Source organism: Pseudomonas sp. RG1 (assembly GCF_025910115.1).
GTDB lineage: Bacteria > Pseudomonadota > Gammaproteobacteria > Pseudomonadales > Pseudomonadaceae > Aquipseudomonas > Aquipseudomonas atacamensis.
Window position 1 is genome coordinate 42387 of record NZ_JAPCIK010000046.1, and the last position, 22605, is coordinate 64991.

The window sequence follows — 22605 nt, forward strand, 5'->3', positions numbered from 1 at the left end:
ACCCTTAAGAGACACCCGCCCGTTTCGCTGGCAGAACCATGACCGAACTCGTGTTAACGCTGATCAGTGCTGCGCTGCTCAACAACTTCGTGTTGCACTGGCCGCTGGGCGTCGCTCCGCTGCTGGCGGGCAACCGACGCCAGGTGCATGCGCTGGGGTTGGCGACGTTGTGCCTGATGGTGGTGGTCGGCGTTATCGGTCAGGCGATCTGGCAGTGGATACTGCTGCCGTTGCAGCTTGAAGCGCTGCGCCTGTTCGTGTTTCTGCCGCTGAGTGTGTTGATGATCGCGCCGCTACTGAAACTGCTGACGCGCGGGCTGCCGGATTGGCCGTTCGACGGATTGTGGCCGCTGCTGCTCGGCAATGCCGGCGTACTCGGGCTGGCGTTGATCAATGCGCAAAATGATCAAGGCCTGCTGCACGCGACAGCATTGAGTTTCGGCGCCGGGCTGGGTTTCTGGCTGGTGTTGAGCGTGTTCTGCGATCTGCGCGAGCGCACGGTCGACAACGATATTCCCCTGCCCTTTCGCGGCCTGCCGATCGATCTGATCAGCGCCGGACTGATCGCAGTGATTTTTCTCGGATTCAGTGGATTGATCAAAACATGAGTCTGCTTCAACGCATCGATGCCCTGCTGCCGCAGACCCAATGCGGCAAGTGCGGCCATCCCGGATGCAAACCCTATGCGCAAGGCATTGTTGACGGTGAGCCGATCAACAAGTGCCCGCCGGGCGGCGAAGAAACCATCGCTGCCCTGGCCGAGCTGTTGAAAATACCGGTCCTGGAACTGGACATCAGCCGTGGCCCGGCACCGCCGCAAGTCGCCTTCATCCGCGAGGCCGAATGCATCGGCTGCACCAAGTGCATTCAGGCCTGCCCGGTCGACGCCATCGTCGGCGCGGCAAAACTCATGCACACGGTGCTGATCGACGAGTGCACCGGTTGTGATCTGTGCGTTGCGCCGTGCCCGGTCGACTGCATCGAAATGCATCCTTTGCCTGCGAACACGATCCCAGTGGTTGGCGGTCTCGCATTTGATCTCGAAGAACAGCGCGCCCGCGCGATCAAACGTGACCATGCGCGCCAGCGTTTCGAGCGCCGCAACCAGCGCCTGCTGCGTGAAGAACAGCAAAAGCAGGCTGAACGTGAAGCGCGAGCCGCGCGTGCGGCACAACCGCAAGTCTCGACCGCCGATCCGGTGCAGGCTGCACTTGAGCGGGTGCGCGCACAAAAAGCCGCTAACGCCGATGCGGCGCTGAAGAAGGCCAAGGTCGATGTGGCGATGAGTCGGGCTCAGTTGCATAAATCGCTGAAAGCTTTCGGCCATCCGCCGACGTTCGAACAGCAGTCGCAACTGATCGTCCTGCAGCAACAATTCGAAGCCGCCGAGCAAGCGCTGGCGAAGCTGGAAAGCAGCCAACCGGTGATTCCCGCCGTCCCTGCTCCGAGCAACGACGCCGAACTCAAGCGAGCCAAGATCCAGTTGGCCATGCGCCGCGCCGAACTGAAAAAAGCCCAGGCAGCGGAAGCTGCGCCGGAGCAGATCGCAGCACTGGAGCAAGCCGTGACTGACGCCGAGCGCCAGGTGCAAAACCATGCCACCCCTTGAGGCAGCGGACGATCGCCTGCAACAGGCGATGAATACCGTGCTGCTCGCAGCGCTGCCAGGGCTGCTCGCTTTGTTCTGGCTGTATGGCTGGGGCGTGTTGATCAATCTGCTGTTGGCGGTTGCCAGTGCTTTGCTCGTCGAAGCCGGGGTCGCCCATCTGCGTCGACAAGCGGTGCAAGCGGCACTGCGTGATGGCAGCGCGCTGGTCAGTGCGATGTTGCTGGCCGCCGCGCTGCCGGCTTATTGCCCTTGGTGGCTGACTGTCATTGCGACCGCTTCAGGTCTGTTGTTCGGCAAACATCTGTATGGCGGCGTCGGCAAAAACCCGTTCAACCCGGCGATGCTTGGTTTTGCCCTGAGCATGGTGCTGTTTCCGCAAGCGATGACCCACTGGCCCGGTCATGGCCTCGATTTCCTCTCGGCGTTGCAACAGGTTTTCAACCCGGCTCCGGCACCGGACGCCTGGACGCAGGCCACGGCACTGGACAGTCTGCGCATCAATAAAAGCCTGACCATCGATGAGCTGTTCGCCAGCAACCCGGCCTTCGGCCGTTTCGGCGGGCGCGGTGTGGAATGGGTGAATCTGGCGTTTCTGCTCGGCGGCCTGTGGCTGTTGCAGCGGCGGATTTTTTCCTGGCACGCACCGGTGGGGATGCTCGCCAGCCTGTTCGTCATCAGCCTGTTGTGCTGGAACGGATCGGGGTCGGATTCTCATGGTTCGCCGCTGTTTCATCTGCTCAGCGGCGCGACCATGCTCGGTGCATTTTTTATCGTGACCGAACCTGTGTCCGGCGCGAAAAACGCCCTCGCCCGCCTGCTGTTCGGCATTGGCGTCGGCTTGCTCACCTATCTGATTCGCACTTGGGGTGGTTACCCGGACGGCGTCGCGTTTGCGGTGTTGCTGATGAATCTGCTGGTGCCGACGCTGGAGCGCTTCGCCGCCAGCCGCCAGTCGAAGGTGACGGCGTGAACCGCTCAGCAAGTGTCGCGACCCTGGTGCTGCTGGCACTCATTGGCGCGAGCGCAACATACGTGCTGCAGCGCAGCAGTGCACCGCAGATTGCCAGCGAGCAGCGCTTGCTCGAAAGCCGCCAACTGCTCGATGTCATGCCTGCCGCGCTCTACGACAATCAGCCGCTGGAGCAACCGCTGACGAAGCTCACCGAGCCTGTTTTGCGCCATAGCACGCTGTCAGGCGGCTATCGAGCGACCCGCTCCGGACAGACAGTTGCGGTGCTGTTGCGCAGTCGCAGCGAAGGTTACGCAGGTACTCTGGAACTGCTGATTGCCGTTGATGCAAATGGCCAACTTTTAGGCTTGAAAACCCTTGAGCAGCGCGAAACGCCAGGATTGGGTGGTTACATCGGTGAATGGCCGAATGCCTGGCTTCAGACCTTCCTCGGTAAATCCCGTACTGAGCCGACAGACGCCCGTTGGGCGCTGAAAAAGGATCAGGGGCAGTTCGATCAAATCGCTGGTGCGACCATAACCTCCCGTGCCGCCATCAACGCGATTCACGACGCACTGCGTTATTTCGATGAACATCGGGCGCTGCTGTTAGGAACTGGCTCATGAAACGCACGGTAGGTTTATTGATGCTGGTGCCGCTATTGGGCGCCACACAAACACTCAGCGCTGCACTGGGGATAACCTTGATGCTCGGCGCGGTGCTCGGCGTTTTTGCCGTTTGCATGTCGCCGCTGCGCGAACGCCTGACGGGCACCCGTGCGTTGCTCGCCAGCCTGACGCTTGCTGCGACGTTGACTAGTTGCGCGGATATTGTGGCGCAACGCTGGTTTTTGCCATGGCAGCAAACATCTGGGCTCTACATAGGGCTGATCGCCTTGCACTGCGTCGTGCTTGAGTACCACGGTGCCTTCCGCGAGCCCGTCGCTGTCAGCTTCAAACGCTGCGCCTTGTTCGGCGCGCTCATGCTGGTGGTCGGCGGGCTGCGCGAGATCATCGGTTATGGCAGCCTTGGCCGAGGTCTTTCGGAGCATTGGCCAGGTCTGGTTTTGTTCCCCGAGGGGCTGCATCTGTTTACGCTGGTCCCCGGCGCTTTCGTTTTACTGGGCCTGCTTCTCGCCGTACGTCAGGCGTGGGCACGCCGCAACTCTGTCATCAAGGAAACGCATCGCCCATGAATGCTGCAAAACGTCTTGAGATATTTCGCCGACTGCACGAAGACAATCCCGAGCCGAAAACCGAACTGGCCTATTCTTCGCCGTTCGAGCTGCTGATTGCGGTGACTCTTTCGGCGCAGTCCACCGATGTCGGGGTCAACAAGGCGACCGCCAAACTCTTTCCCGTCGCCAATACACCCGCCGCGATTCATGCGCTGGGTGTAGAGGGGCTGTCGGAGTACATCAAGACCATCGGCCTGTACAACAGCAAAGCGAAGAACGTCATTGAAACCTGCCGTTTGCTGGTTGAACGCCACGGCGGCGAAGTTCCGCAAACCCGAGAAGAACTGGAAGCCTTGCCCGGCGTCGGGCGCAAGACCGCCAACGTGGTGCTCAACACCGCTTTCCGTCAATTGACCATGGCCGTCGACACGCACATTTTCCGCGTCAGCAATCGCACCGGCATCGCGCCGGGGAAAAATGTGGTGGAAGTTGAAATGAAGCTGATGAAGTTTGTACCGAAAGAATTCCTGCTCGACTCCCATCACTGGCTGATTTTGCATGGCCGCTATGTTTGCCTGGCGCGTAAACCGCGCTGTGGCAGCTGCCGCATCGAAGATCTGTGCGAATACAAACATAAAACTTCTGACGATTGAGCCGTCATCGGTTTTTCGTATCCATCGATTGAAAAAATCTTTTTTACCCGCCGCAGTAATGTCGATATAAGGAGCGCCAAAGGCAGTCTTAGCCGGGAGTTGACTTCATGAGTACCGACAAAGAGCAACTGGATGTAGAAGAAGATTTTATTGCCGTCGAGGCCGATGAGGTCGAACCGGTGGTAGAGGTGGCGAAGACCAACCTCAGCAAGCGTCGCACAATCGACAACCTGCTTGAGGAGCGCCGACTGCAAAGGCAATTGGCCGATTACGATTTTGATCTGTGATACCTGAAGGCCTCCCGAAGCGGAGGCTTTTCATTTTCTGCGACAACCGAGCTTGATCGGCCCATGACGGTCTCAGCTGTCGAATCGTTCAAACCAGGCCGTTGCGCTGCGCCAACTCGATCAGATCAACCAGAGACCGCGCATTGAGTTTCAGCAACAGGCGAGTCTTGTAAGTGCTTACAGTCTTGTTGCTCAAAAACATGCCGTCGGCGATTTCCTTGTTGGTCTTGCCGCGCGCCAATTGCTGCAACACCATCATTTCCCGCCCGGACAGACGATCAACCATGTCCGCCTCACTCGCATTGCCCAGACTGGTACGCACAGTGTGCAGGGCCTGATTGGGGAAATAGCTGTAGCCGGACAGAACTGCCTTGATCGCACTCAGCAGTTCGGTCAGATCCTGCTGCTTGCACACATAACCCGCTGCACCCGATTGCATGCAACGCATTGAAAAATGTCCGGGAGCCTGGGAAGTCAGCACCAGCACTTTCACCGGCATGGCGGTGGAAGTCAGGCGAGCAATAACTTCCAGCCCGTCAAGTTTGGGTATTCCAATATCCAGAATGACAAGATCCGGTATTTGTTCACGAGCAATTTGTAGTGCATCAACGCCATTATCCGTTTCTGCAATGACTTCGTAGCCATGCCGTTCCATCAGCATACGTACCGCAAGTCGAATGACGGGGTGGTCATCCACGATCAGCACTTTATTCATGGGCAAGTCCAGTTTTCGCTGTTCGAATTTTTAGAACACGCACGATATCCCAGTCACTTGCTTCAAGGGATGGCAACTTTTACACGCATTTGCATCGAGAGACATTCCCTACAGGCATTGAGGATAATTCCCACAAATAGGTCCCGTCGCATCCATCGCAATTGCTTCCCGTCCTTCAAGACCGCAGCGAATTTCCGTTTACTGCGCACACGTCCTACGCAGGTGCGAATTCCAATCGAGCCATCTGAAATTTCCTGGACCACTTTTGCCGGCTGCCGATTCGACATATGACGTAACGAACCGCCGCTACTGCATATTCGACGCACCAGCAGCCCTTCTATAAAACTTGAAACAACAGCCTGAAACTTCAATGAAGGCTTTTGCTATATATAGAAATATTCAACCTCAAACAAACAGCATAGAACTTGAATCATGCTCAAGATAACGAACAAGATCACTAACCCAATGACCGTCATCGCGATATTCGCCATTATCTCGGAAACTTCAGCGGCGGTATCGCTGCCGTTTCTCGACAACAAGGACCGGGAGATTTATGTCTGGTTTCTGATCAGCTTTCCGTTTTACTTGTTATTTCTTTTTTTTATCACGCTGAACTTCAACCACCGCTCGCTCTACTCGCCCTCGGATTTCGGCAAGGACAAAAATTTCCTGAAGGCGGCTGAACATTCGGAACGCGACAGCGAACGAAAAGTACCGTTGCGAAAAACCGATGGATCGTGCGCTTTCGAGATAACCAGCTGCGTGGTGTCCAGCAACACTGGGAGCGGCGGATTCCAGCGTCCATGCAGGATTCACAACGCGCCTGACCCACCAACCGATATTGATGGCCAAGCGAACCCCGTGGTGCAGACGATCAAACTGTCACCGCTGATAAGCGAACTGAACATCATCGACGCCCGGGACGTTGATGCGTCCAGGGAGTTCGATGCGATTCTCGACACTCTTCGGAGCGCCGGTAAAAAAAATCCGCGAGTGCTGGTTTTTCTGTCGAATCATGTTTCGGACTCTCTGGCGCATACTTCGCTGCAACAGATCAAGCAGGCGAAGAAAAGCTCAGGTGCAACACTGTGTGTCGTTTACAACCTGTGCACACAGACAGTTACCCTGCTGGGGCGAACCAGCTGACAGGCGTGGCACATCCCGCAAGCGGGCAGACAAGAGAAACGGCTTGATGAACCCGATGAAAATTCCGAAAAAAAAGGCGGCCCTGAACTGGCCGCCTTTTTTATTGCGCGTGGGTCTGAGCCACTCAGAACAACTTGCGGCCCTTGTTGGCAGCAATGCGCATGCGCAGCGCGTTGAGCTTGATGAAGCCCGCCGCGTCGGCCTGGTTGTAAGCGCCGCCATCTTCTTCGAAGGTGGCGATGTTGGCGTCGAACAGCGAATCGTCGGACTTGCGACCGGTGACGATGACGTTGCCCTTGTACAGCTTCAGGCGCACTACGCCGTTCACGTTGACCTGCGAAGCATCGATCATCTGTTGCAGCATCAGACGCTCAGGGCTCCACCAGTAACCGGTGTAGATCAGGCTGGCGTACTTGGGCATCAGCTCGTCTTTGAGGTGAGCGACTTCGCGGTCCAGAGTGATCGATTCGATGGCGCGGTGAGCGCGCAGCATGATGGTGCCGCCCGGGGTTTCGTAGCAGCCGCGGGACTTCATGCCGACATAACGGTTTTCGACGATGTCGAGACGACCGATGCCGTGCTCGCCGCCGATCTTGTTCAGCGTCGCCAGTACGGTGGCCGGGGTCATTTCCACGCCGTCCAGCGCGACGATGTCGCCGTTGCGGTAGGTCAGTTCCAGGTACTGCGGGGTGTCGGGAGCCTTCTCCGGGGAGACGGTCCAGCGCCACATGTCTTCTTCGTGCTCGGTCCAGGTATCTTCCAGCACGCCGCCTTCATAAGAGATGTGCAGCAGGTTGGCGTCCATCGAGTACGGAGATTTTTTCTTGCCGTGGCGTTCGATCGGGATCGCGTGCTTCTCGGCGTAGTCCATCAGCTTCTCGCGGGACAGCAGGTCCCACTCGCGCCAAGGGGCAATAACTTTTACGCCTGGCTTGAGCGCGTAGGCGCCCAGTTCGAAACGCACCTGGTCGTTGCCCTTGCCGGTGGCGCCATGGGAAATGGCGTCGGCGCCGGTTTCGTTGGCGATTTCGATCAGGCGCTTGGCGATCAGCGGACGGGCGATGGAAGTACCCAGCAGGTACTCGCCTTCGTAAACGGTGTTGGCGCGGAACATCGGGAACACGAAATCACGCACGAATTCTTCGCGCAGGTCGTCGATGTAGATTTCTTTGACGCCCATGGCCTGAGCCTTGGCGCGGGCCGGCTCGACCTCTTCGCCTTGACCAAGATCAGCGGTGAAGGTCACCACTTCACAGTTATAAGTATCCTGCAGCCACTTGAGGATCACCGAAGTGTCCAGGCCGCCGGAATACGCCAGAACGACCTTGTTTACGTCCGCCATGCCATCACTCCACGGGGTTCTACGGAAAGCCGGGGAGTCTACCGCTCAAACGCGATAATTTACAGAGGCGCGACAGCTTAAGACGACAAAGCGACAGAATCTGTCGAGAGCGCGACGATGACCGGCGAGTCAGGAAGTCGTTGCGGCCGTGGCCGGCGTACTCGCTTGCGGCGCCGGAGCCGGGGCGGTAGTCGGTGCAACGCGCGACAGTTTCACGTTGACCCGACGGTTCTTCGCACGATTGGCCTTGCTGGTGTTGGGCACGATCGGATACTGCTCGCCGTGGAAACGCACGGTGATCTGCGATTCCTGAATGCCGTTGGCCTTGAAGAAATCCACCACCGCCAGCGCGCGGCGGCGCGACAATTCGCGGTTGGTCAGACGATTGCCGCTGTTGTCGGAATGGCCGTCGAGGTCGATGTGGTTCACCGTCGGGTCGGCCTTCATGTATTCGAGCATCACTTGCAGCTTGGCCTTGGCAGCCGGGTCCAGCTCAACGCCTTCGCCGGGGAAGCCGATCTGCGACTGCTTGATCTGGTCGAAATTCTGCGGCAGCAATTTCGCCACACAGCCTTGATAGTCGTTGAACGCCTTGCTGAATTTCACCGGCAACAAACGCACTTCGGAGACGCGGCCATCGCCAGACGCACGGCGTACCACCGGGCTGCGACCGTCCAGCAGACCGCTGATCAATCCCCCGGCCTGGGATTGCGAGCTGTTGAACAACACGTTGCCGCTGCCCAGACGCACAGAGCCCAGATTGATGTCGCCACGCCCTGGCTGCCAAGGTGCTGCGGCAGCGAGCAAGGTCGCCGAACCGCCGCCGAGCATGGCGTTGTAGGCGTTCAGGCGAAAGATCGCCTGCTCACCGGCCTTGCGCACGAACTCGCCCGAGCCGAAATCGGTGATCGGCTGGGTAAGGCGGCATTCGAACTGGTCGCCGGCGACCGTCCACTCAATGTTCTCCAGACGGGTCTGGTAAGTCAGCGCCATCGCGGGAAGGCTGGCAAACACACTGAGCAGGGCTAAATAACGCTGGCGCACGGGAGGCTCCATTGGCTTGTGAAACACAAACACCGATTCACACAATGTTTACGGCATACCTCCGGGATATCGGACGCTTGTGGCAAAACTTGATAGCGGGTGCCTGCAAGAGTCTTTTCCGGTAGCATTCGCCTCAGTTTGACCCGCCTGGAATCCCCTCATGTCCGACCGCCTGACCCTGCTGCGTCCCGACGACTGGCACATTCATCTTCGCGATGGTGCCGTGTTGACCAATACCGTTGCCGATGTGGCCCGCACCTTCGGGCGCGCGATCATCATGCCGAACCTGGTACCGCCGGTGCGCAACGCCGCTGAAGCCGACGGCTATCGTCAGCGCATTCTCGCTGCCCGCCCGGCCGGCAGTCAGTTCGAGCCGTTGATGGTGCTGTACCTCACCGACCGCACCCAACCGGAAGAAATTCGTCAGGCCAAGGCCAGCGGTTTCGTCTACGCCGCCAAGCTGTACCCGGCCGGCGCGACCACCAACTCCGATTCCGGCGTGACCAGCATCGACAAGATCTTCCCGGCGCTGGAAGCCATGGCCGAAGTCGGCATGCCGCTGTTGATCCACGGTGAAGTCACCCGTGGCGACGTCGATGTATTCGACCGCGAAAAGATTTTCATCGACGAGCACATGCGCCGCGTGGTCGAGCGTTTCCCGACACTGAAAGTGGTGTTCGAACACATCACCACTGGCGACGCCGTCCAGTTCGTCAATGAGGCTTCGGCCAACGTCGGCGCGACCATCACCGCGCATCACCTGCTGTACAACCGCAACCACATGCTGGTCGGCGGGATTCGGCCGCACTTCTACTGCTTGCCGATTCTCAAGCGCAATACCCATCAGGAAGCCTTGCTCGACGCCGCCACCAGTGGCAGCGCCAAGTTCTTCCTCGGCACCGACTCGGCGCCCCACGCCCAGCACGCCAAGGAAGCCGCCTGCGGTTGTGCCGGTTGCTACACCGCTTACGCCGCCATCGAGATGTATGCCGAAGCGTTCGAACAGCGTAACGCGCTGGACAAGCTCGAAGCCTTCGCCAGCCTCAACGGCCCGCGTTTCTACGGCCTGCCGGCAAATACCGATCGCATCACCCTGGTCCGTGAAGAATGGACCGCCCCGACCAGTCTGCCATTTGGCGAGCTGACCGTTATCCCGCTGCGCGCCGGTGAAAAACTGCGCTGGCGCCTGCTGGAGGAACACGCGTGAGTGAAGACAATTTCGACGATGAACTGGACGGTCAAGGTGGCGGCGGCGGTTCCCGTCATCCGATGGCAGCGCGTTTTCGCGGCTACCTGCCGGTTGTCGTCGACGTAGAAACCGGTGGCTTCAACGCAGCCACCGATGCCTTGCTGGAGATTGCCGCGACCACCATCGCCATGGATGAAAAGGGTTTCGTCTACCCGGATCACACCTACTTCTTCCGCGTCGAGCCATTCGAAGGCGCCAACGTTGAAGCGGCAGCGCTGGAGTTCACCGGGATCAAGCTCGATCATCCGCTGCGCATGGCCGTCAGCGAAGAAACCGCGCTGACCGACATCTTCCGTGGGATCCGCAAGGCGCTGAAAGCCAACGGCTGCAAGCGGGCAATTCTGGTCGGACACAACAGCAGTTTCGACCTGGGCTTCCTCAATGCAGCAGTTGCGCGCCTGGACATGAAGCGCAACCCGTTCCACCCGTTCTCCAGTTTCGACACCGCGACCCTGGCGGGTCTGGCGTACGGTCAGACCGTGCTGGCGAAAGCCTGTCAGGCGGCCGGCATCGATTTCGACGGTCGTGAAGCGCACTCGGCGCGTTACGACACCGAAAAGACTGCTGAGCTGTTCTGCGGCATCGTCAATCGCTGGAAGCAGATGGGCGGCTGGGAAGACTTCGACGACTGATCCTCGGCGAGCAAATCCCGCACATAAAAAAACCGGCCACGTGGGCCGGTTTTTTTGTACCTCGACGTTGCGCCTTACAGGGCCGCAGCGTTCTCGGTCAGGTAAGCCGCAACGCCTTCCGGCGAAGCGTTCATGCCTTTGTCGCCTTTCTTCCAGTTGGCCGGGCAGACTTCGCCGTGCTCTTCGTGGAATTGCAGCGCGTCGACCAGACGGATCAGCTCTTCCATGTTACGGCCCAGCGGCAGGTCGTTGATAATCTGCGAGCGAACCACGCCTTTGTCGTCGATCAGGAACGCGCCACGGAAAGCCACGCCGCCTTCGGATTCAACGTCGTATGCCTTGGCGATGTCGTGCTTCATGTCGGCAGCCATGGTGTATTTCACCTGGCCGATGCCGCCATTGTTCACTGGAGTGTTGCGCCAGGCGTTGTGGGTGAAATGCGAGTCGATCGACACAGCGATCACTTCAACGTTGCGCGCCTTGAAGTCAGCCATGCGGTTGTCCAGAGCGATCAGCTCGGACGGGCAGACGAAGGTGAAGTCCAGCGGGTAGAAGAACACCAGGCCGTATTTGCCTTTGATGGCCGAGGACAGGGTGAAGCTGTCAACGATCTCGCCATTGCCGAGTACGGCCGGGACGGTGAAGTCTGGGGCTTGTTTGCCTACGAGTACGCTCATTGATATCTCCTGGTGTAAAAACTTGAAGTTCAGGGTCCGGGCCAGCCTGTCACCCTCAGGCGACAGCCCTGTGACACGAACCCTCTTCGCAAGGGACGACCATCATACACTGCGTGTTTGGCCTGTCCGTAACGGATTTTCCCTGTTCGGTTATCCACTGCGTATTCATGGGGTCAGACGCGCATTTGGAAAATACCGTTCGTCAGTCGCTGGGAAATTTGCTGCGAAGCGTTCCGAAAGCACTTTGACAATCATTCTCGTTAACATTAAGATCCATCGCAATTGAGTCACAACCAGCGACGGTTCTTACTTATGTATGTTTGCCTCTGCACTGGCGTCACCGACGGACAGATCCGCGAAGCGATCTATGAAGGTTGCTGCAGCTACAAAGAAGTTCGCCAGGCCACCGGCGTCGCCAGCCAGTGTGGCAAATGCGCCTGCCTTGCCAAGGAAGTGGTGCGCGAAACCCTGACCAAGCTGCAAACCGCCCAGGCCGCGATCCCTTACCCGGTAGAATTTACTGCTGCGTAAATGCCCCATTTCAAAGAACCGGACTAGATGTCCGGTTTTTTTATGCCTGAAAATCAATTGCTTAGCGTCCAGACGCGGAACACAAACATTCTTATTCCGATTAATTTTCATTTATTATTCAATAACTTAGGTTTGACACTTATAACTGCCAAGCTCAAACTCCGCCTTATATACGGTTAATTCAGGGCAGGACTCCGATCATGAAAGGCGACATTACAGTCATCCAGCATCTCAACAAGATCCTCGCCAATGAGCTGGTCGCGATCAATCAGTACTTCCTGCATGCGCGCATGTATGAAGATTGGGGTCTGAACAAGCTCGGCAAGCACGAATATCACGAATCCATCGACGAGATGAAACACGCGGACAAGCTGATCAAGCGCATCCTGTTCCTTGAAGGCCTGCCGAACGTTCAAGACCTGGGCAAGCTGCACATCGGCGAGCACACCCGCGAGATGCTCGAATGCGACCTGCGCATCGAAAAGACCGGCCACGCCGATCTGAAAGCCGCCATCGCCCATTGCGAAACCGTTGGCGACTTCGGCAGCCGTGAACTGCTCGAAGACATTCTCGAGTCGGAAGAAGAACACATCGACTGGCTGGAAACCCAGCTCGGCCTGATCGACAAGATCGGCCTGGAAAACTATCTGCAGTCGCAGATGGGCGAAGAGTAGGAGCTGTCGAGTGAAACGAGGCTGCGATCTTTATCGATTTCAGCCTTGATACTCAGTCAACTCGTATAACCAACAAAAAGCCCCGCCCTCTTTCGAGGTGCGGGGCTTTTTGTTGGCCGAAGATCAAAAGATCGCAGCCTCGTTTCACTCGACAGCTCCTACAGGAGACGCGTCGTCGAGCGAAACTCTATGAACGTAGAATCAGGCTTCGGACTTGTTCGCCGCTGCCGCTTCGACAGCCGCCTTGATGGTGCTTTGCAGCGAACCGTCTGCAGCCATCTCGGTCATGATGTCGCTGCCGCCGACCAGCTCACCGCCGACCCACAGTTGCGGGAAAGTCGGCCAGTTGGCGTACTTTGGCAGGTTGGCGCGGATTTCCGGGTTCTGCAGGATGTCCACGTACGCGAACTTTTCACCACAGGCCATCACGGCTTGCGCAGCTTTCGCGGAGAAGCCGCACTGCGGGGCATTCGGCGAGCCTTTCATGTAAAGCAGAATGGTGTTGTTGGCAATCTGCTCTTTAATCGTTTCGATGATATCCATGGAGCACCTCGGCTGAACTTTCCGACTCAGGGGTCGGCACGGTGGCGCATTGTAACGGAATCCCGAGCGCCATGCTCGGTCTCCCCGACAGACCCGCTCAAGCCGCCGCCACGGTCACCGGCACACCGTTCAACGCCGCGTTGCCCGACAGTTCGTCGAGCTGGCACTCGTCGGTCAGGTCGTTGGCGCTCGATCCCGGCTGGCCGCTGGCGATCGCCATCTGCACGCCCGGGCGCGCATGGCCCCAGCCGTGCGGCAGGCTGACCACGCCTTTCATCATGTCGAGACTGGCGAGCACTTCCACCTCGATCTGCCCGACCCGCGAACTCACCCGAACCCGTTGCCCGTCAGCCAGGCCACGGCTGGCCAGATCATCCGGGTGCATCAGCAACTGATGCCGCGGCTTGCCCTTCACCAGTCGATGGAAGTTGTGCATCCACGAATTGTTGCTGCGCACATGGCGGCGGCCGATCATCAACAATTCATCGGCAGCCGGCGCCTGCAACGCGGCAAAGCGAGCGAGGTCAGCGAGAATTTCCGGCGGTGCGGCCTGGATACGCTGATTCGGCGTTTTCAGACGTGATGCCAGATTCGGCTTCAGCGCCCCCAGATCCACGCCATGCGGATGATCGAACAGCGTCGCCAACGACAACTTGTGCTCGGACGCATCGCCGTAGCGGCCCATGCGCAGGCCCATGTCGATCATCTTCGCCGGCGGCATCGTCGGTTTCAGTTCTTTACCGGTTTTCTCGGCGAAGGCCTTGGCCAGCCCGACGAAGATCTCCCAATCATGCAAAGCCCCCTCGGGCTTGGCGAGGATGGCGCGATTGAAGCGGGTGACGTTACGCACCGCGAACAGATTGAACGTGGTGTCGTAGTGATCGTTTTCCAGCGCCGAGGTCGACGGCAGGATCAGATCGGCATAGCGCGTGGTTTCGTTGATGTACAGGTCGATGCTGAGCATGAAGTCGAGGCCGTCCAGCGCCTGCTCCAGCTGCCGGCCGTTGGGTGTCGACAACACCGGGTTGCCGGCCACAGTGATCAGCGCGCGGATCTGCCCCTCGCCCTCCGTGAGCATCTCTTCGGCCAGTGCCGAGACCGGCAACTCGCCGCCGTATTCAGGACGCCCGGAAACCCGGCTCTGCCATTTGTTGAAATGCCCGCCCGAGGTCGACGCCACCAGATCCACCGCCGGTTCGGTGCACAGTGCACCGCCAACGCGGTCGAGGTTGCCGGTGACCAGATTGATCAACTGCACCACCCAATGACAGAGGGTGCCAAAGGCCTGGGTCGAGACGCCCATGCGCCCATAGCAGACCGCACTCGGTGCGGCAGCGAAGTCGCGCGCCAGTTGGCGAATCTGTTCGGCAGGCACTGCGCATAGCGGGCTCATCGCTTCGGCGCTAAACGCAGCCACGGCGTTGCGCACCTCGTCGAGGCCATCGACCGGCAAATGGCTGTCGCGGGTCAGGCCTTCGCTGAACAGCGTATTGAGCATGCCGAACAACAGCGCCGCATCGCCGCCCGGGCGGACGAACACGTGCTGATCAGCCATCGCTGCGGTTTCGCTGCGGCGCGGATCGACTACCACCACTTTGCCGTCGCGCGCCTGAATCGCCTTCAGGCGCTTCTCGACATCCGGCACGGTCATGATGCTGCCGTTGGACGCGAGCGGATTGCCGCCGAGGATCAGCATGAAGTCGGTGTGATCGATATCGGGAATCGGTAACAGCAAACCGTGGCCGTACATCAGGTAGCTGCTGAGGTGGTGCGGCAGTTGATCGACCGACGTTGCCGAGTAGCGATTGCGGGTTTTCAGCAACCCCAGGAAGTAATTGCTGTGGGTCATCAGGCCGTAGTTGTGCACGCTCGGATTGCCCTGATACACCGCAACGGCGTTCTGCCCGTGACGTTCCTGAATCGCCGCCAGTTTCTCGGCCACCAGCGCAAACGCCTCGTCCCACTTGATCGGCAGCCATTCGCTGCCGACGCGGCGCATCGGCTGACGCAGGCGATCGGGATCGTTCTGAATATCTTGCAGGGCCACGGCTTTCGGGCAGATATGGCCGCGGCTGAAGGTGTCGAGGGCATCACCCTTGATCGAGGTGATCGCGACGTTGCCATCGGTTTCCGTGGTTTCGATGGTCAGGCCGCAAATGGCTTCGCACAGGTGGCATGCACGGTGGTGAAGAGTCTTGGTCATGGCCAGTCTCTGTCTTGTTCGGGAGCAGGCAATCACGCCCGCGGGAACAAAACTATGGCCCGTGCGCAGAGGCGGCGCCAGCGACGTTCGTCTTGTGAATCGACGGTTATCAGGACAGCCGATAAATCGCCGCGATCAGTTCGGCGGCAACTGCGGCGGTGCCGCCAGCTGGATTTCCTGAATGGTTTCGATCTGCTCATGGGCGACGTGGACGCCGGTGAGCTCGCCGATCAATCGCCAGTGCTCATCGAGCCCGGCGCTGATGGTGGCCATGCGATCGATCATGTGCCGACCGGCGGATTTGACCACTTCGTCGTCACTGCGCAGCAACTCGAAAGACATCGAGGTGACAGACGCGGTGAGATGGGTCAGGGAGCGAGCCGTGTGGCCCAGCAGCTCCATTAACAGTTGTTCTTTCGATTCCATGCGGAGGCTTCCTGCGTCGCTCGAAACTTATTTATAACCCAGCACTTTGCTTTAGCAAATGTTTCAGTCTGAACATCCGACCAAGCGAATCGGTGGCGCCGCGTTCGTAAACCGACCAGGACCGCTGCGTTGCCGTCGCGGCGCATTGCCAAGCCCGGCGGCGCCAGTGTACAAAGAGGCTCACCGCTGTACTGAATCCGGCTTCAACATGCGTGATCGAAATGCTCGGTCCGCGCTCCGAATCCCGCTGAAAAAGTACCCTATTGGAAAAACGCGACATTTAGTGTCAATATCGCGCCTTCCCCTATTTCGTCGCCCCGTGCGGCTTACGCCGCAGGTCTCGCCCGTTGTTCCGTTAAACAAGGCTTTGAGCATCTGCGGTCTGTAGCAAAAAGGTAGTCAATGATGAGCGCAAGGCACTTTCTCTCCCTGATGGATTGCACGCCCGAAGAGCTGGTCAGCGTGATCCGTCGAGGCGTTGAGCTCAAGGACCTGCGTAACCGCGGCGTACTGTTCGAGCCTCTGAAAAACCGCGTGCTGGGGATGATCTTCGAAAAATCCTCGACCCGTACCCGGATCTCCTTCGAGGCCGGCATGATCCAGCTCGGCGGCCAGGCAATCTTCCTGTCCCCGCGCGACACTCAACTGGGCCGTGGCGAGCCGATCAGCGACTGCGCCATCGTCATGTCGAGCATGCTCGATGCGGTGATGATCCGCACCTTCGCCCATAGCACCCTGACCGAATTCGCCGCCAACTCGCGGGTGCCGGTGATCAACGGCCTGTCCGATGATCTGCACCCGTGCCAGTTGCTCGCCGACATGCAGACCTTCCTCGAACACCGTGGCTCGATCCAGGGCAAGACCGTGGCCTGGGTCGGTGACGGCAACAACATGTGCAACAGCTATATAGAAGCGGCGATCCAGTTCGACTTCCAATTGCGCGTTGCCTGCCCGGAAGGCTACGAGCCGAACCCGGAATTCGTCGCCCAGGCTGGTGATCGCGTGACCATCGTCCGCGATCCGCAAGACGCCGTGCGTGGCGCGCATCTGGTCAGCACCGACGTCTGGACTTCGATGGGTCAGGAAGAGGAAACTGCCAAGCGCCTCAAGCTGTTCGCGCCGTTTCAGGTCAACCGTGCCCTGCTCGACCTCGCTGCCGAGGACGTGCTGTTCATGCACTGCCTGCCGGCGCACCGTGGCGAAGAAATCAGTCTCGACCTGCTCGATGACCCACGCTCCGTCGCCTGGGATCAGGCAGAAAACCGTCTCCACGCACAGAAGGCCCTGCTCGAGTTCCTCGTCGAACCGGCATATCACCACGCATGAGCCATGAATTACTGCTGAACCTGCGCAACCTCGCTTGCGGCTACCAAGATCAACGCGTGGTGCAGAACCTCAATCTGCACCTCAACGCCGGCGACATCGGCTGCCTGCTCGGCTCGTCCGGCTGCGGCAAGACCACCACCCTGCGCGCCATCGCCGGTTTCGAACCGGTGCATGAAGGCGAAATCACCCTCGGTGGCGAAACCCTCTCCAGCGCCGGTTTCACCCTGGCGCCGGAAAAACGCCGGATCGGCATGGTGTTTCAGGACTACGCGCTGTTCCCGCACCTGAGCGTGGCCGACAACATCGCCTTCGGCATCCGCAAGCACCCGAACAAGGCGCGCGTGGTCGAAGAGCTGCTGGAACTGGTCAACCTGAAAAACCTCGGCAAGCGCTTTCCGCACGAGCTGTCCGGCGGCCAGCAACAGCGCGTCGCTCTCGCCCGCGCCTTGGCGCCGGAACCGCAGCTGTTGCTGCTCGACGAGCCGTTTTCCAACCTCGATGGCGAGTTGCGCCGCAAGCTCAGCCATGAGGTGCGCGACATCCTCAAGGCCCGTGGCACCAGTGCGATTCTGGTCACCCACGATCAGGAAGAAGCCTTTGCCGTCAGCGATCACGTTGGCGTATTCAAGGAAGGTCGGCTGGAACAATGGGACACGCCCTACAACCTCTACCACGAACCGGCGACGCCTTATGTCGCCAGTTTCATCGGTCAGGGTTATTTCATTCGCGGTCAGCTCGTCACCCCGGAATCGGTGCAGACCGAGCTGGGTGAGCTGCGCGGTAATCGCGCCTACACCTGGCCGATTGGCGGAGCGGTGGATGTGCTGTTGCGTCCAGATGACATTGTTTACGCACCGGACAGCGCATTGCAGGCGCAGATTGTCGGCAAGACATTCCTCGGCGCGGCGACCTTGTATCGCCTGCAACTGCCGACCGGTGCACAACTGGAATCGATCTTCCCCAGCCATGCCGATCATCTGGTTGGCGCGCAGGTCGGGATTCGCGTAGCGGCGGATCACCTGGTGCTGTTCCAGGCTTCGGGGAGCACTGCGGCACAGATCCCGGCGGTGGAAAACGGCGTCCGTCGATTCAGCACCAGCCTTTAATCCGCACTGGATAAAAATTGTGGGAGCGAGCCTGCTCGCGAATGCGGTGTTTCAGTCGCCGAAGATGTTGACTGAAAGAGCGCTTTCGCGAGCAGGCTCGCTCCCACAGTTGGTATTGCCTCAGCCTAAAAACAGGGTACCGCTGGCCACCAGCGTCGCATTGCCGCCAATCTTCACCCGCTCACCTTCCAGCCGACAGAACAATTCCCCGCCCCGCGCCGAGCGCTGGCACGCGGTCAGGTTCGATTTGCCCAGACGTTTGGCCCAGTAAGGAATCAGGCTGCAATGGGTCGAGCCGGTCACCGGGTCTTCATTGATACCGATGGCCGGGGCGAAATAGCGCGAGACGAAGTCATGCTGGTTGCCACGCGCAGTGACAATCGCCCCCAGCCACGGCAGTTTCGCCAGCGCTGCCATGTCCGGTTTACAGTCGAGCACCGCCTGTTCCGAGTCCAGCACGACGAACAGTTCGTTGGAGCCGAGAACGTCGACAGCCTCAACGCCCAGCGCCCGCTCGACATCCAGCGTCACGCCGATTTCCGATGGCACGATGGTCGGAAAATCCAGCCACAAGCGGTCGCCTTCGCGGCTGACACTCAACGGCCCGGACTTGCAGGTGAAGTCGATGCGCTCGGCACTTTCCTTATAGATTTCGAACAGTACAAACGCGCTGGCCAGGGTCGCATGCCCGCACAGCGGCACTTCGGTGGTCGGGGTGAACCAGCGGATATGCCAGGCCTGGCCTTCGCGCACCAGAAACGCAGTCTCCGCCAGGTTGTGTTCGGCGGCGATCTTCTGCATCAAGTCATCGGCCAGCCAGCTGTCGAGCCGATAGACCATCGCCGGGTTGCCACTGAACGGCCGATCACTGAACGCGTCGACCTGATGAAACGCAAGCTGCATGATTTTCTCCCTGAACTGGTCGACCGAGCATGCAACGGCGGCCCGGATCAGTGCCAGTGACAGAAGCGCAATTTTTTCTTCATACAGCCGGCGCGCATTTTATGCCCGGCCGATATCGGCAAACTTCGCCTGGGTGTGCTCGGCCAGCACCGCAGGCGCCAGTTCCACTTCAAGTCCTCGCCGCCCGGCACTCACATAAATAGTCGCGAACCCCTGAGCGGAATTGTCGATGAAGGTGCGCAGGCGTTTCTTCTGCCCGAGCGGGCTGATGCCGCCCAACAGGTAGCCGGTGGAGCGTTGCGCGGCGGCGGGATCAGCCATTTCGGCTTTCTTCACTCCGGCGGCGTGTGCCAGTCCCTTGAGGTCGAGCGTTCCGACGACCGGCACCACAGCCACCAGCAGTTCGCCTTTTTCACTGGCGGCCAGCAGGGTTTTGAACACTTGCGCCGGTGCGAGCCCGAGCTTCTCGGCTGCCTCCAGTCCGTAGGACGCGGCCTTCGGATCATGTTCGTAACTGTGCACGCGATGTTCGGCACGAACTTTTTTCAACAAGTCCAACGCTGGGGTCATGGCAGCTCCGGGTTCGGCAGTCTTTGAAAAACCTGCGGCGGATTCTAGGTCATCGTTGGGCAAAAGGCTCTATTCCAGGCCGCGAATCCCGTGGCTTAGCGCCACATTCAAGCTGATCGCCGCGCTGATCATTCACATGGCGAATAGTTTTATTGTGACCGACGGTTCACTTTCGACCTTTGACAGGTTTGTTTCTTGTCTATATTTTTTCGAATCTGAATAATGTAAGAATCATGCTCCGCGCAGTACCCAGCAGTAACCCGGGAACCGAATGGGGATTCCGACCCGGTGAAGATCGCGCCCTGCTCCGTTGGCAAGGCGCTACACAAGAAAAAGAACCGAGGTTTTCAATGACAGCTGCTTTACCGCAACCATCGCTTTCCGGCCAATGCATGGCCGAATTCCTGGGCACCGCCCTTCTGATCTTCTTCGGCACCGGTTGTGTCGCCGCGCTCAAAGTCGCGGGCGCCAGCTTCGGCCTGTGGGAAATCAGCATCATCTGGGGCGTCGGCGTGAGCATGGCGATCTACCTCACCGCCGGGGTTTCCGGCGCGCATCTGAACCCGGCCGTGAGCATCGCTCTGGCAATCTTCGCTGACTTCGAAAAGCGCAAACTGCCGTTCTACATCCTTTCGCAAATTGCCGGCGCCTTCTGCGGCGCGTTGCTGGTCTACACGCTCTACAGCAATCTGTTCTTCGATTACGAACAAACCCACCAGATGGTTCGTGGCTCGGCCGCCAGCCTGGAATTGGCCTCCGTGTTCTCCACCTACCCGAACCCGGTGCTGTCGACGGCGCAGGCATTTCTGGTCGAGATGATCATCACCGCGATCCTGATGGGCGTGATCATGGCCCTGACCGATGACAACAACGGCCTGCCACGCGGCCCGATGGCGCCGCTGCTGATCGGTTTGCTGATTGCCGTGATCGGCAGTGCGATGGGTCCGCTGACCGGTTTCGCGATGAACCCTGCGCGTGACTTCGGTCCGAAACTGATGACTTTCTTTACCGGTTGGGGTGAAATTTCCTTCACCGGTGGTCGTGATATTCCGTACTTCCTGATTCCGATTTTTGCACCGATTGTCGGTGCCTGCCTCGGCGCTGCCGGGTATCGCGGGCTGATTGCCCGTCACCTGACCGGCGCCACACCTGCTACAAAGGATGCAGAACCGGCCATTGACGGCAAACCAAGAACTTCTTGAAACAGTCGGCGCCGGCTCCTGCCCATCCGAGCCTGCGCCACGGCCCACTCTCGTTTTTTTCGTCCAAGGCAATCGACATGACCGACATTCAGAACAAGAACTACATCATTGCCCTTGATCAGGGTACGACCAGCTCGCGCGCGATCATCTTCGACCGCGACGCGAACGTGGTCTGCACCGCGCAGCGCGAATTCGTTCAGCATTACCCGCAAGCCGGTTGGGTCGAGCACGACCCGATGGAAATTTTCGCCACCCAGAGCGCGGTGATGGTTGAGGCGCTGGCCCAGGCCGGCCTGCATCATGACCAAGTCGCCGCGATCGGTATCACCAACCAGCGTGAAACCACCGTGGTCTGGGACAAGACCACCGGCCGTCCCGTGTATAACGCGATCGTCTGGCAGTGCCGCCGCAGCACCGAGATCTGCCAGCAACTCAAGCGCGACGGCCACGAAGACTACATCCGCGACACCACCGGCCTGGTCACCGACCCGTACTTCTCCGGCACCAAACTGAAGTGGATCCTCGACAACGTCGAAGGCAGCCGTGAGCGGGCGCGCAACGGCGAGCTGCTGTTCGGCACCGTCGATAGCTGGCTGATCTGGAAATTCACCGGCGGCAAGGTGCACGTCACCGACTACACCAACGCCTCGCGCACCATGCTCTTCAACATTCACTCGCTGGAGTGGGATTCGAAGATGCTGGAGATCCTCGACATCCCCCGCGAGATGCTCCCGGAGGTCAAAGCCTCCTCGGAAATCTACGGTCGCACCAAGAGCGGCATCGCCATCGGCGGTATCGCCGGCGACCAGCAAGCGGCACTGTTCGGCCAGATGTGCGTGGAGCCGGGCCAAGCGAAAAACACCTACGGCACCGGTTGCTTCCTGCTGATGAACACCGGCGACAAAGCGGTGAAATCCCAGCACGGCATGCTCACCACCATCGCCTGCGGCCCACGCGGCGAAGTGGCTTATGCTCTGGAAGGCGCCGTGTTCAACGGCGGTTCGACCGTGCAATGGCTGCGCGATGAACTGAAAATCGTCAACGACGCCCACGACACCGAGTACTTTGCCAACAAGGTCAAGGACAGCAACGGCGTGTATCTGGTGCCGGCGTTTACCGGTCTCGGCGCACCGTACTGGGACCCGTATGCCCGTGGCGCACTGTTTGGCCTGACGCGCGGCGTACGCGTGGATCACATCATCCGCGCCGCGCTGGAATCGATCGCCTACCAGACCCGCGACGTACTCGACGCCATGCAACAGGATTCCGGCGAACGCCTCAAAGCCCTGCGCGTGGACGGCGGCGCGGTGGCGAACAACTTCCTCATGCAGTTCCAGGCCGACATCCTCGGCACCCAGGTCGAACGCCCGCAAATGCGCGAAACCACCGCACTCGGCGCGGCTTATCTGGCCGGTCTGGCCTGCGGTTTCTGGGGCAGCCTGGAAGAACTGCGCGGCAAGGCAGTGATCGAGCGCGAGTTCGAACCGAGCCTGGACGAAACCGAGAAAGAGAAACTCTACAAAGGCTGGAAAAAAGCCGTCAGCCGCACCCGTGACTGGGCGCGTGAGGACGCTGAATAAGCCAGCCTTGAGTTACACATAGGTATCTAACTGGTCGGGAGCGGATTCCTGCGGCATCATG

At 59.3% G+C, this 22605-nt stretch carries 25 protein-coding genes; 16 read left to right on the plus strand and 9 right to left on the minus strand.

Annotation, left to right across the window (positions count from 1 at the left end; genetic code table 11):
* Positions 1-38: 38 nt before the first annotated feature.
* The 7 genes from OK411_RS22325 (at position 39) to OK411_RS22355 (ending at position 4675) form a co-directional block, all read left to right on the plus strand.
* Positions 39-608 (plus strand): electron transport complex protein RnfA, encoded by a 570-nt coding sequence (locus tag OK411_RS22325; protein ID WP_217878760.1) that lies wholly within the window; start codon positions 39-41, stop codon positions 606-608.
* Positions 605-1609 carry an electron transport complex subunit RsxB gene (gene rsxB / locus OK411_RS22330; protein WP_217878761.1) on the plus strand — a complete coding sequence of 335 codons (1005 nt, stop codon included), beginning with the start codon at positions 605-607 and terminating at the stop codon, positions 1607-1609. Before OK411_RS22325 ends, rsxB begins: the two co-directional genes overlap by 4 nt.
* A complete protein-coding gene (locus OK411_RS22335; protein ID WP_264365709.1) occupies positions 1596-2579 on the plus strand; it encodes an RnfABCDGE type electron transport complex subunit D in 984 nt (327 codons plus the stop codon). Before rsxB ends, OK411_RS22335 begins: the two co-directional genes overlap by 14 nt.
* The gene (locus OK411_RS22340) at positions 2576-3184 is read left to right on the plus strand and encodes an RnfABCDGE type electron transport complex subunit G (RefSeq protein ID WP_264365710.1); all 609 of its coding nucleotides are present in this window, start codon (positions 2576-2578) and stop codon (positions 3182-3184) included. Before OK411_RS22335 ends, OK411_RS22340 begins: the two co-directional genes overlap by 4 nt.
* Positions 3181-3753, plus strand: a complete 573-nt coding sequence (locus tag OK411_RS22345) for an Rnf-Nqr domain containing protein (protein WP_264365711.1) — start codon at positions 3181-3183, stop codon at positions 3751-3753. The genes OK411_RS22340 and OK411_RS22345 overlap by 4 nt, the downstream gene beginning before the upstream one ends.
* Positions 3750-4388 (plus strand): endonuclease III, encoded by a 639-nt coding sequence (nth, locus tag OK411_RS22350; RefSeq protein WP_264365712.1) that lies wholly within the window; start codon positions 3750-3752, stop codon positions 4386-4388. Before OK411_RS22345 ends, nth begins: the two co-directional genes overlap by 4 nt.
* A 107-nt stretch (positions 4389-4495) precedes the next feature.
* Positions 4496-4675, plus strand: a complete 180-nt coding sequence (locus tag OK411_RS22355; RefSeq protein ID WP_016773409.1) for a PA3496 family putative envelope integrity protein — start codon at positions 4496-4498, stop codon at positions 4673-4675.
* Positions 4676-4763: 88 nt separating this feature from the next.
* Here OK411_RS22355 and OK411_RS22360 read toward each other — a convergent pair whose 3' ends face one another.
* Entirely contained in the window at positions 4764-5390 is a 627-nt protein-coding gene (locus OK411_RS22360; RefSeq protein ID WP_016773408.1) for a response regulator transcription factor, read from the minus strand.
* 432 nt (positions 5391-5822) lie between these two features.
* On the opposite strand from OK411_RS22360, the gene OK411_RS22365 reads away from it, so the two are divergent.
* Positions 5823-6536 carry a hypothetical protein gene (locus OK411_RS22365; protein WP_016773407.1) on the plus strand — a complete coding sequence of 238 codons (714 nt, stop codon included), beginning with the start codon at positions 5823-5825 and terminating at the stop codon, positions 6534-6536.
* Positions 6537-6660: 124 nt separating this feature from the next.
* Here OK411_RS22365 and OK411_RS22370 read toward each other — a convergent pair whose 3' ends face one another.
* Both OK411_RS22370 and OK411_RS22375 read right to left on the minus strand, forming a co-directional pair.
* Positions 6661-7878, minus strand: a complete 1218-nt coding sequence (locus OK411_RS22370) for an argininosuccinate synthase (protein WP_007953201.1) — start codon at positions 7876-7878, stop codon at positions 6661-6663.
* A 129-nt stretch (positions 7879-8007) separates the two neighbouring features.
* Positions 8008-8922, minus strand: a complete 915-nt coding sequence (locus OK411_RS22375; RefSeq protein WP_016773406.1) for a flagellar protein MotY — start codon at positions 8920-8922, stop codon at positions 8008-8010.
* A gap of 160 nt (positions 8923-9082) precedes the next feature.
* On the opposite strand from OK411_RS22375, the gene pyrC reads away from it, so the two are divergent.
* On the plus strand, positions 9083-10129 hold the full coding sequence (gene pyrC / locus OK411_RS22380; protein ID WP_016773405.1) for a dihydroorotase: 1047 nt from the start codon (positions 9083-9085) through the stop codon (positions 10127-10129).
* The gene (rnt, locus tag OK411_RS22385; protein WP_016773404.1) at positions 10126-10803 is read left to right on the plus strand and encodes a ribonuclease T; all 678 of its coding nucleotides are present in this window, start codon (positions 10126-10128) and stop codon (positions 10801-10803) included. The genes pyrC and rnt overlap by 4 nt, the downstream gene beginning before the upstream one ends.
* Positions 10804-10877: 74 nt before the next feature.
* On the opposite strand, the gene OK411_RS22390 is transcribed toward rnt, so the two are convergent.
* The gene (locus OK411_RS22390; RefSeq protein ID WP_003227723.1) at positions 10878-11480 is read right to left on the minus strand and encodes a peroxiredoxin; all 603 of its coding nucleotides are present in this window, start codon (positions 11478-11480) and stop codon (positions 10878-10880) included.
* 312 nt (positions 11481-11792) lie between these two features.
* Between OK411_RS22390 and OK411_RS22395 the strand changes: the two genes are divergently transcribed.
* Positions 11793-12011 carry a bacterioferritin-associated ferredoxin gene (locus OK411_RS22395; RefSeq protein ID WP_003227725.1) on the plus strand — a complete coding sequence of 73 codons (219 nt, stop codon included), beginning with the start codon at positions 11793-11795 and terminating at the stop codon, positions 12009-12011.
* 200 nt (positions 12012-12211) lie between these two features.
* On the plus strand, positions 12212-12685 hold the full coding sequence (gene bfr / locus OK411_RS22400; RefSeq protein WP_016773403.1) for a bacterioferritin: 474 nt from the start codon (positions 12212-12214) through the stop codon (positions 12683-12685).
* Positions 12686-12886: 201 nt separating this feature from the next.
* Here bfr and grxD read toward each other — a convergent pair whose 3' ends face one another.
* The 3 genes from grxD to OK411_RS22415 all read right to left on the minus strand — a co-directional run bounded on the left by grxD (position 12887) and on the right by OK411_RS22415 (position 15857).
* Positions 12887-13228 (minus strand): Grx4 family monothiol glutaredoxin, encoded by a 342-nt coding sequence (grxD, locus tag OK411_RS22405; RefSeq protein ID WP_016773402.1) that lies wholly within the window; start codon positions 13226-13228, stop codon positions 12887-12889.
* A gap of 97 nt (positions 13229-13325) precedes the next feature.
* Entirely contained in the window at positions 13326-15431 is a 2106-nt protein-coding gene (locus OK411_RS22410) for a molybdopterin oxidoreductase family protein (RefSeq protein WP_264365713.1), read from the minus strand.
* 135 nt (positions 15432-15566) lie between these two features.
* Entirely contained in the window at positions 15567-15857 is a 291-nt protein-coding gene (locus tag OK411_RS22415; protein ID WP_016773401.1) for a hypothetical protein, read from the minus strand.
* A gap of 405 nt (positions 15858-16262) precedes the next feature.
* Here OK411_RS22415 and argF point away from each other — a divergent pair, with 405 nt between their 5' ends.
* Together argF and OK411_RS22425 are read left to right on the plus strand one after the other, a co-directional pair.
* Positions 16263-17183 (plus strand): ornithine carbamoyltransferase, encoded by a 921-nt coding sequence (gene argF / locus OK411_RS22420; RefSeq protein ID WP_264365714.1) that lies wholly within the window; start codon positions 16263-16265, stop codon positions 17181-17183.
* The gene (locus OK411_RS22425; protein WP_016773399.1) at positions 17180-18289 is read left to right on the plus strand and encodes an ABC transporter ATP-binding protein; all 1110 of its coding nucleotides are present in this window, start codon (positions 17180-17182) and stop codon (positions 18287-18289) included. The genes argF and OK411_RS22425 overlap by 4 nt, the downstream gene beginning before the upstream one ends.
* A 120-nt stretch (positions 18290-18409) precedes the next feature.
* Here the strand turns inward: OK411_RS22425 and OK411_RS22435 are convergent, their stop codons facing one another.
* Both OK411_RS22435 and ybaK read right to left on the minus strand, forming a co-directional pair.
* On the minus strand, positions 18410-19192 hold the full coding sequence (locus OK411_RS22435) for a PhzF family phenazine biosynthesis protein (RefSeq protein WP_130888398.1): 783 nt from the start codon (positions 19190-19192) through the stop codon (positions 18410-18412).
* Positions 19193-19291: 99 nt separating this feature from the next.
* Complete coding sequence (gene ybaK, locus OK411_RS22440; RefSeq protein ID WP_217865355.1) at positions 19292-19762, minus strand: Cys-tRNA(Pro) deacylase; 471 nt, start codon at positions 19760-19762, stop codon at positions 19292-19294.
* Between the two features lie 350 nt (positions 19763-20112).
* On the opposite strand from ybaK, the gene OK411_RS22445 reads away from it, so the two are divergent.
* Positions 20113-20964 carry an MIP/aquaporin family protein gene (locus OK411_RS22445; RefSeq protein ID WP_016773396.1) on the plus strand — a complete coding sequence of 284 codons (852 nt, stop codon included), beginning with the start codon at positions 20113-20115 and terminating at the stop codon, positions 20962-20964.
* A gap of 77 nt (positions 20965-21041) precedes the next feature.
* Positions 21042-22544 carry a glycerol kinase GlpK gene (gene glpK / locus OK411_RS22450; RefSeq protein WP_024014162.1) on the plus strand — a complete coding sequence of 501 codons (1503 nt, stop codon included), beginning with the start codon at positions 21042-21044 and terminating at the stop codon, positions 22542-22544.
* The last annotated feature ends 61 nt before the right edge of the window (positions 22545-22605 follow it).

Excerpts from the sequence above, each read along its gene's own strand:
- nth (WP_264365712.1), top strand. The coding sequence starts at position 3,750 with ATGAATGCTGCAAAACGTCTTGAGATATTTCGCCGACTGCACGAAGAC.
- OK411_RS22355 (WP_016773409.1), top strand. The coding sequence starts at position 4,496 with ATGAGTACCGACAAAGAGCAACTGGATGTAGAAGAAGATTTTATTGCC.
- OK411_RS22335 (WP_264365709.1), top strand. The coding sequence starts at position 1,596 with ATGCCACCCCTTGAGGCAGCGGACGATCGCCTGCAACAGGCGATGAAT.
- OK411_RS22435 (WP_130888398.1), bottom strand. The coding sequence starts at position 19,192 with ATGCAGCTTGCGTTTCATCAGGTCGACGCGTTCAGTGATCGGCCGTTC.
- rsxB (WP_217878761.1), top strand. The coding sequence starts at position 605 with ATGAGTCTGCTTCAACGCATCGATGCCCTGCTGCCGCAGACCCAATGC.
- argF (WP_264365714.1), top strand. The coding sequence starts at position 16,263 with ATGAGCGCAAGGCACTTTCTCTCCCTGATGGATTGCACGCCCGAAGAG.
- pyrC (WP_016773405.1), top strand. The coding sequence starts at position 9,083 with ATGTCCGACCGCCTGACCCTGCTGCGTCCCGACGACTGGCACATTCAT.
- OK411_RS22425 (WP_016773399.1), top strand. The coding sequence starts at position 17,180 with ATGAGCCATGAATTACTGCTGAACCTGCGCAACCTCGCTTGCGGCTAC.
- bfr (WP_016773403.1), top strand. The coding sequence starts at position 12,212 with ATGAAAGGCGACATTACAGTCATCCAGCATCTCAACAAGATCCTCGCC.
- OK411_RS22325 (WP_217878760.1), top strand. The coding sequence starts at position 39 with ATGACCGAACTCGTGTTAACGCTGATCAGTGCTGCGCTGCTCAACAAC.
- glpK (WP_024014162.1), top strand. The coding sequence starts at position 21,042 with ATGACCGACATTCAGAACAAGAACTACATCATTGCCCTTGATCAGGGT.
- grxD (WP_016773402.1), bottom strand. The coding sequence starts at position 13,228 with ATGGATATCATCGAAACGATTAAAGAGCAGATTGCCAACAACACCATT.
- OK411_RS22370 (WP_007953201.1), bottom strand. The coding sequence starts at position 7,878 with ATGGCGGACGTAAACAAGGTCGTTCTGGCGTATTCCGGCGGCCTGGAC.
- OK411_RS22395 (WP_003227725.1), top strand. The coding sequence starts at position 11,793 with ATGTATGTTTGCCTCTGCACTGGCGTCACCGACGGACAGATCCGCGAA.
- ybaK (WP_217865355.1), bottom strand. The coding sequence starts at position 19,762 with ATGACCCCAGCGTTGGACTTGTTGAAAAAAGTTCGTGCCGAACATCGC.
- OK411_RS22410 (WP_264365713.1), bottom strand. The coding sequence starts at position 15,431 with ATGACCAAGACTCTTCACCACCGTGCATGCCACCTGTGCGAAGCCATT.
- OK411_RS22445 (WP_016773396.1), top strand. The coding sequence starts at position 20,113 with ATGACAGCTGCTTTACCGCAACCATCGCTTTCCGGCCAATGCATGGCC.
- OK411_RS22390 (WP_003227723.1), bottom strand. The coding sequence starts at position 11,480 with ATGAGCGTACTCGTAGGCAAACAAGCCCCAGACTTCACCGTCCCGGCC.
- OK411_RS22365 (WP_016773407.1), top strand. The coding sequence starts at position 5,823 with ATGCTCAAGATAACGAACAAGATCACTAACCCAATGACCGTCATCGCG.
- OK411_RS22345 (WP_264365711.1), top strand. The coding sequence starts at position 3,181 with ATGAAACGCACGGTAGGTTTATTGATGCTGGTGCCGCTATTGGGCGCC.
- OK411_RS22360 (WP_016773408.1), bottom strand. The coding sequence starts at position 5,390 with ATGAATAAAGTGCTGATCGTGGATGACCACCCCGTCATTCGACTTGCG.
- OK411_RS22415 (WP_016773401.1), bottom strand. The coding sequence starts at position 15,857 with ATGGAATCGAAAGAACAACTGTTAATGGAGCTGCTGGGCCACACGGCT.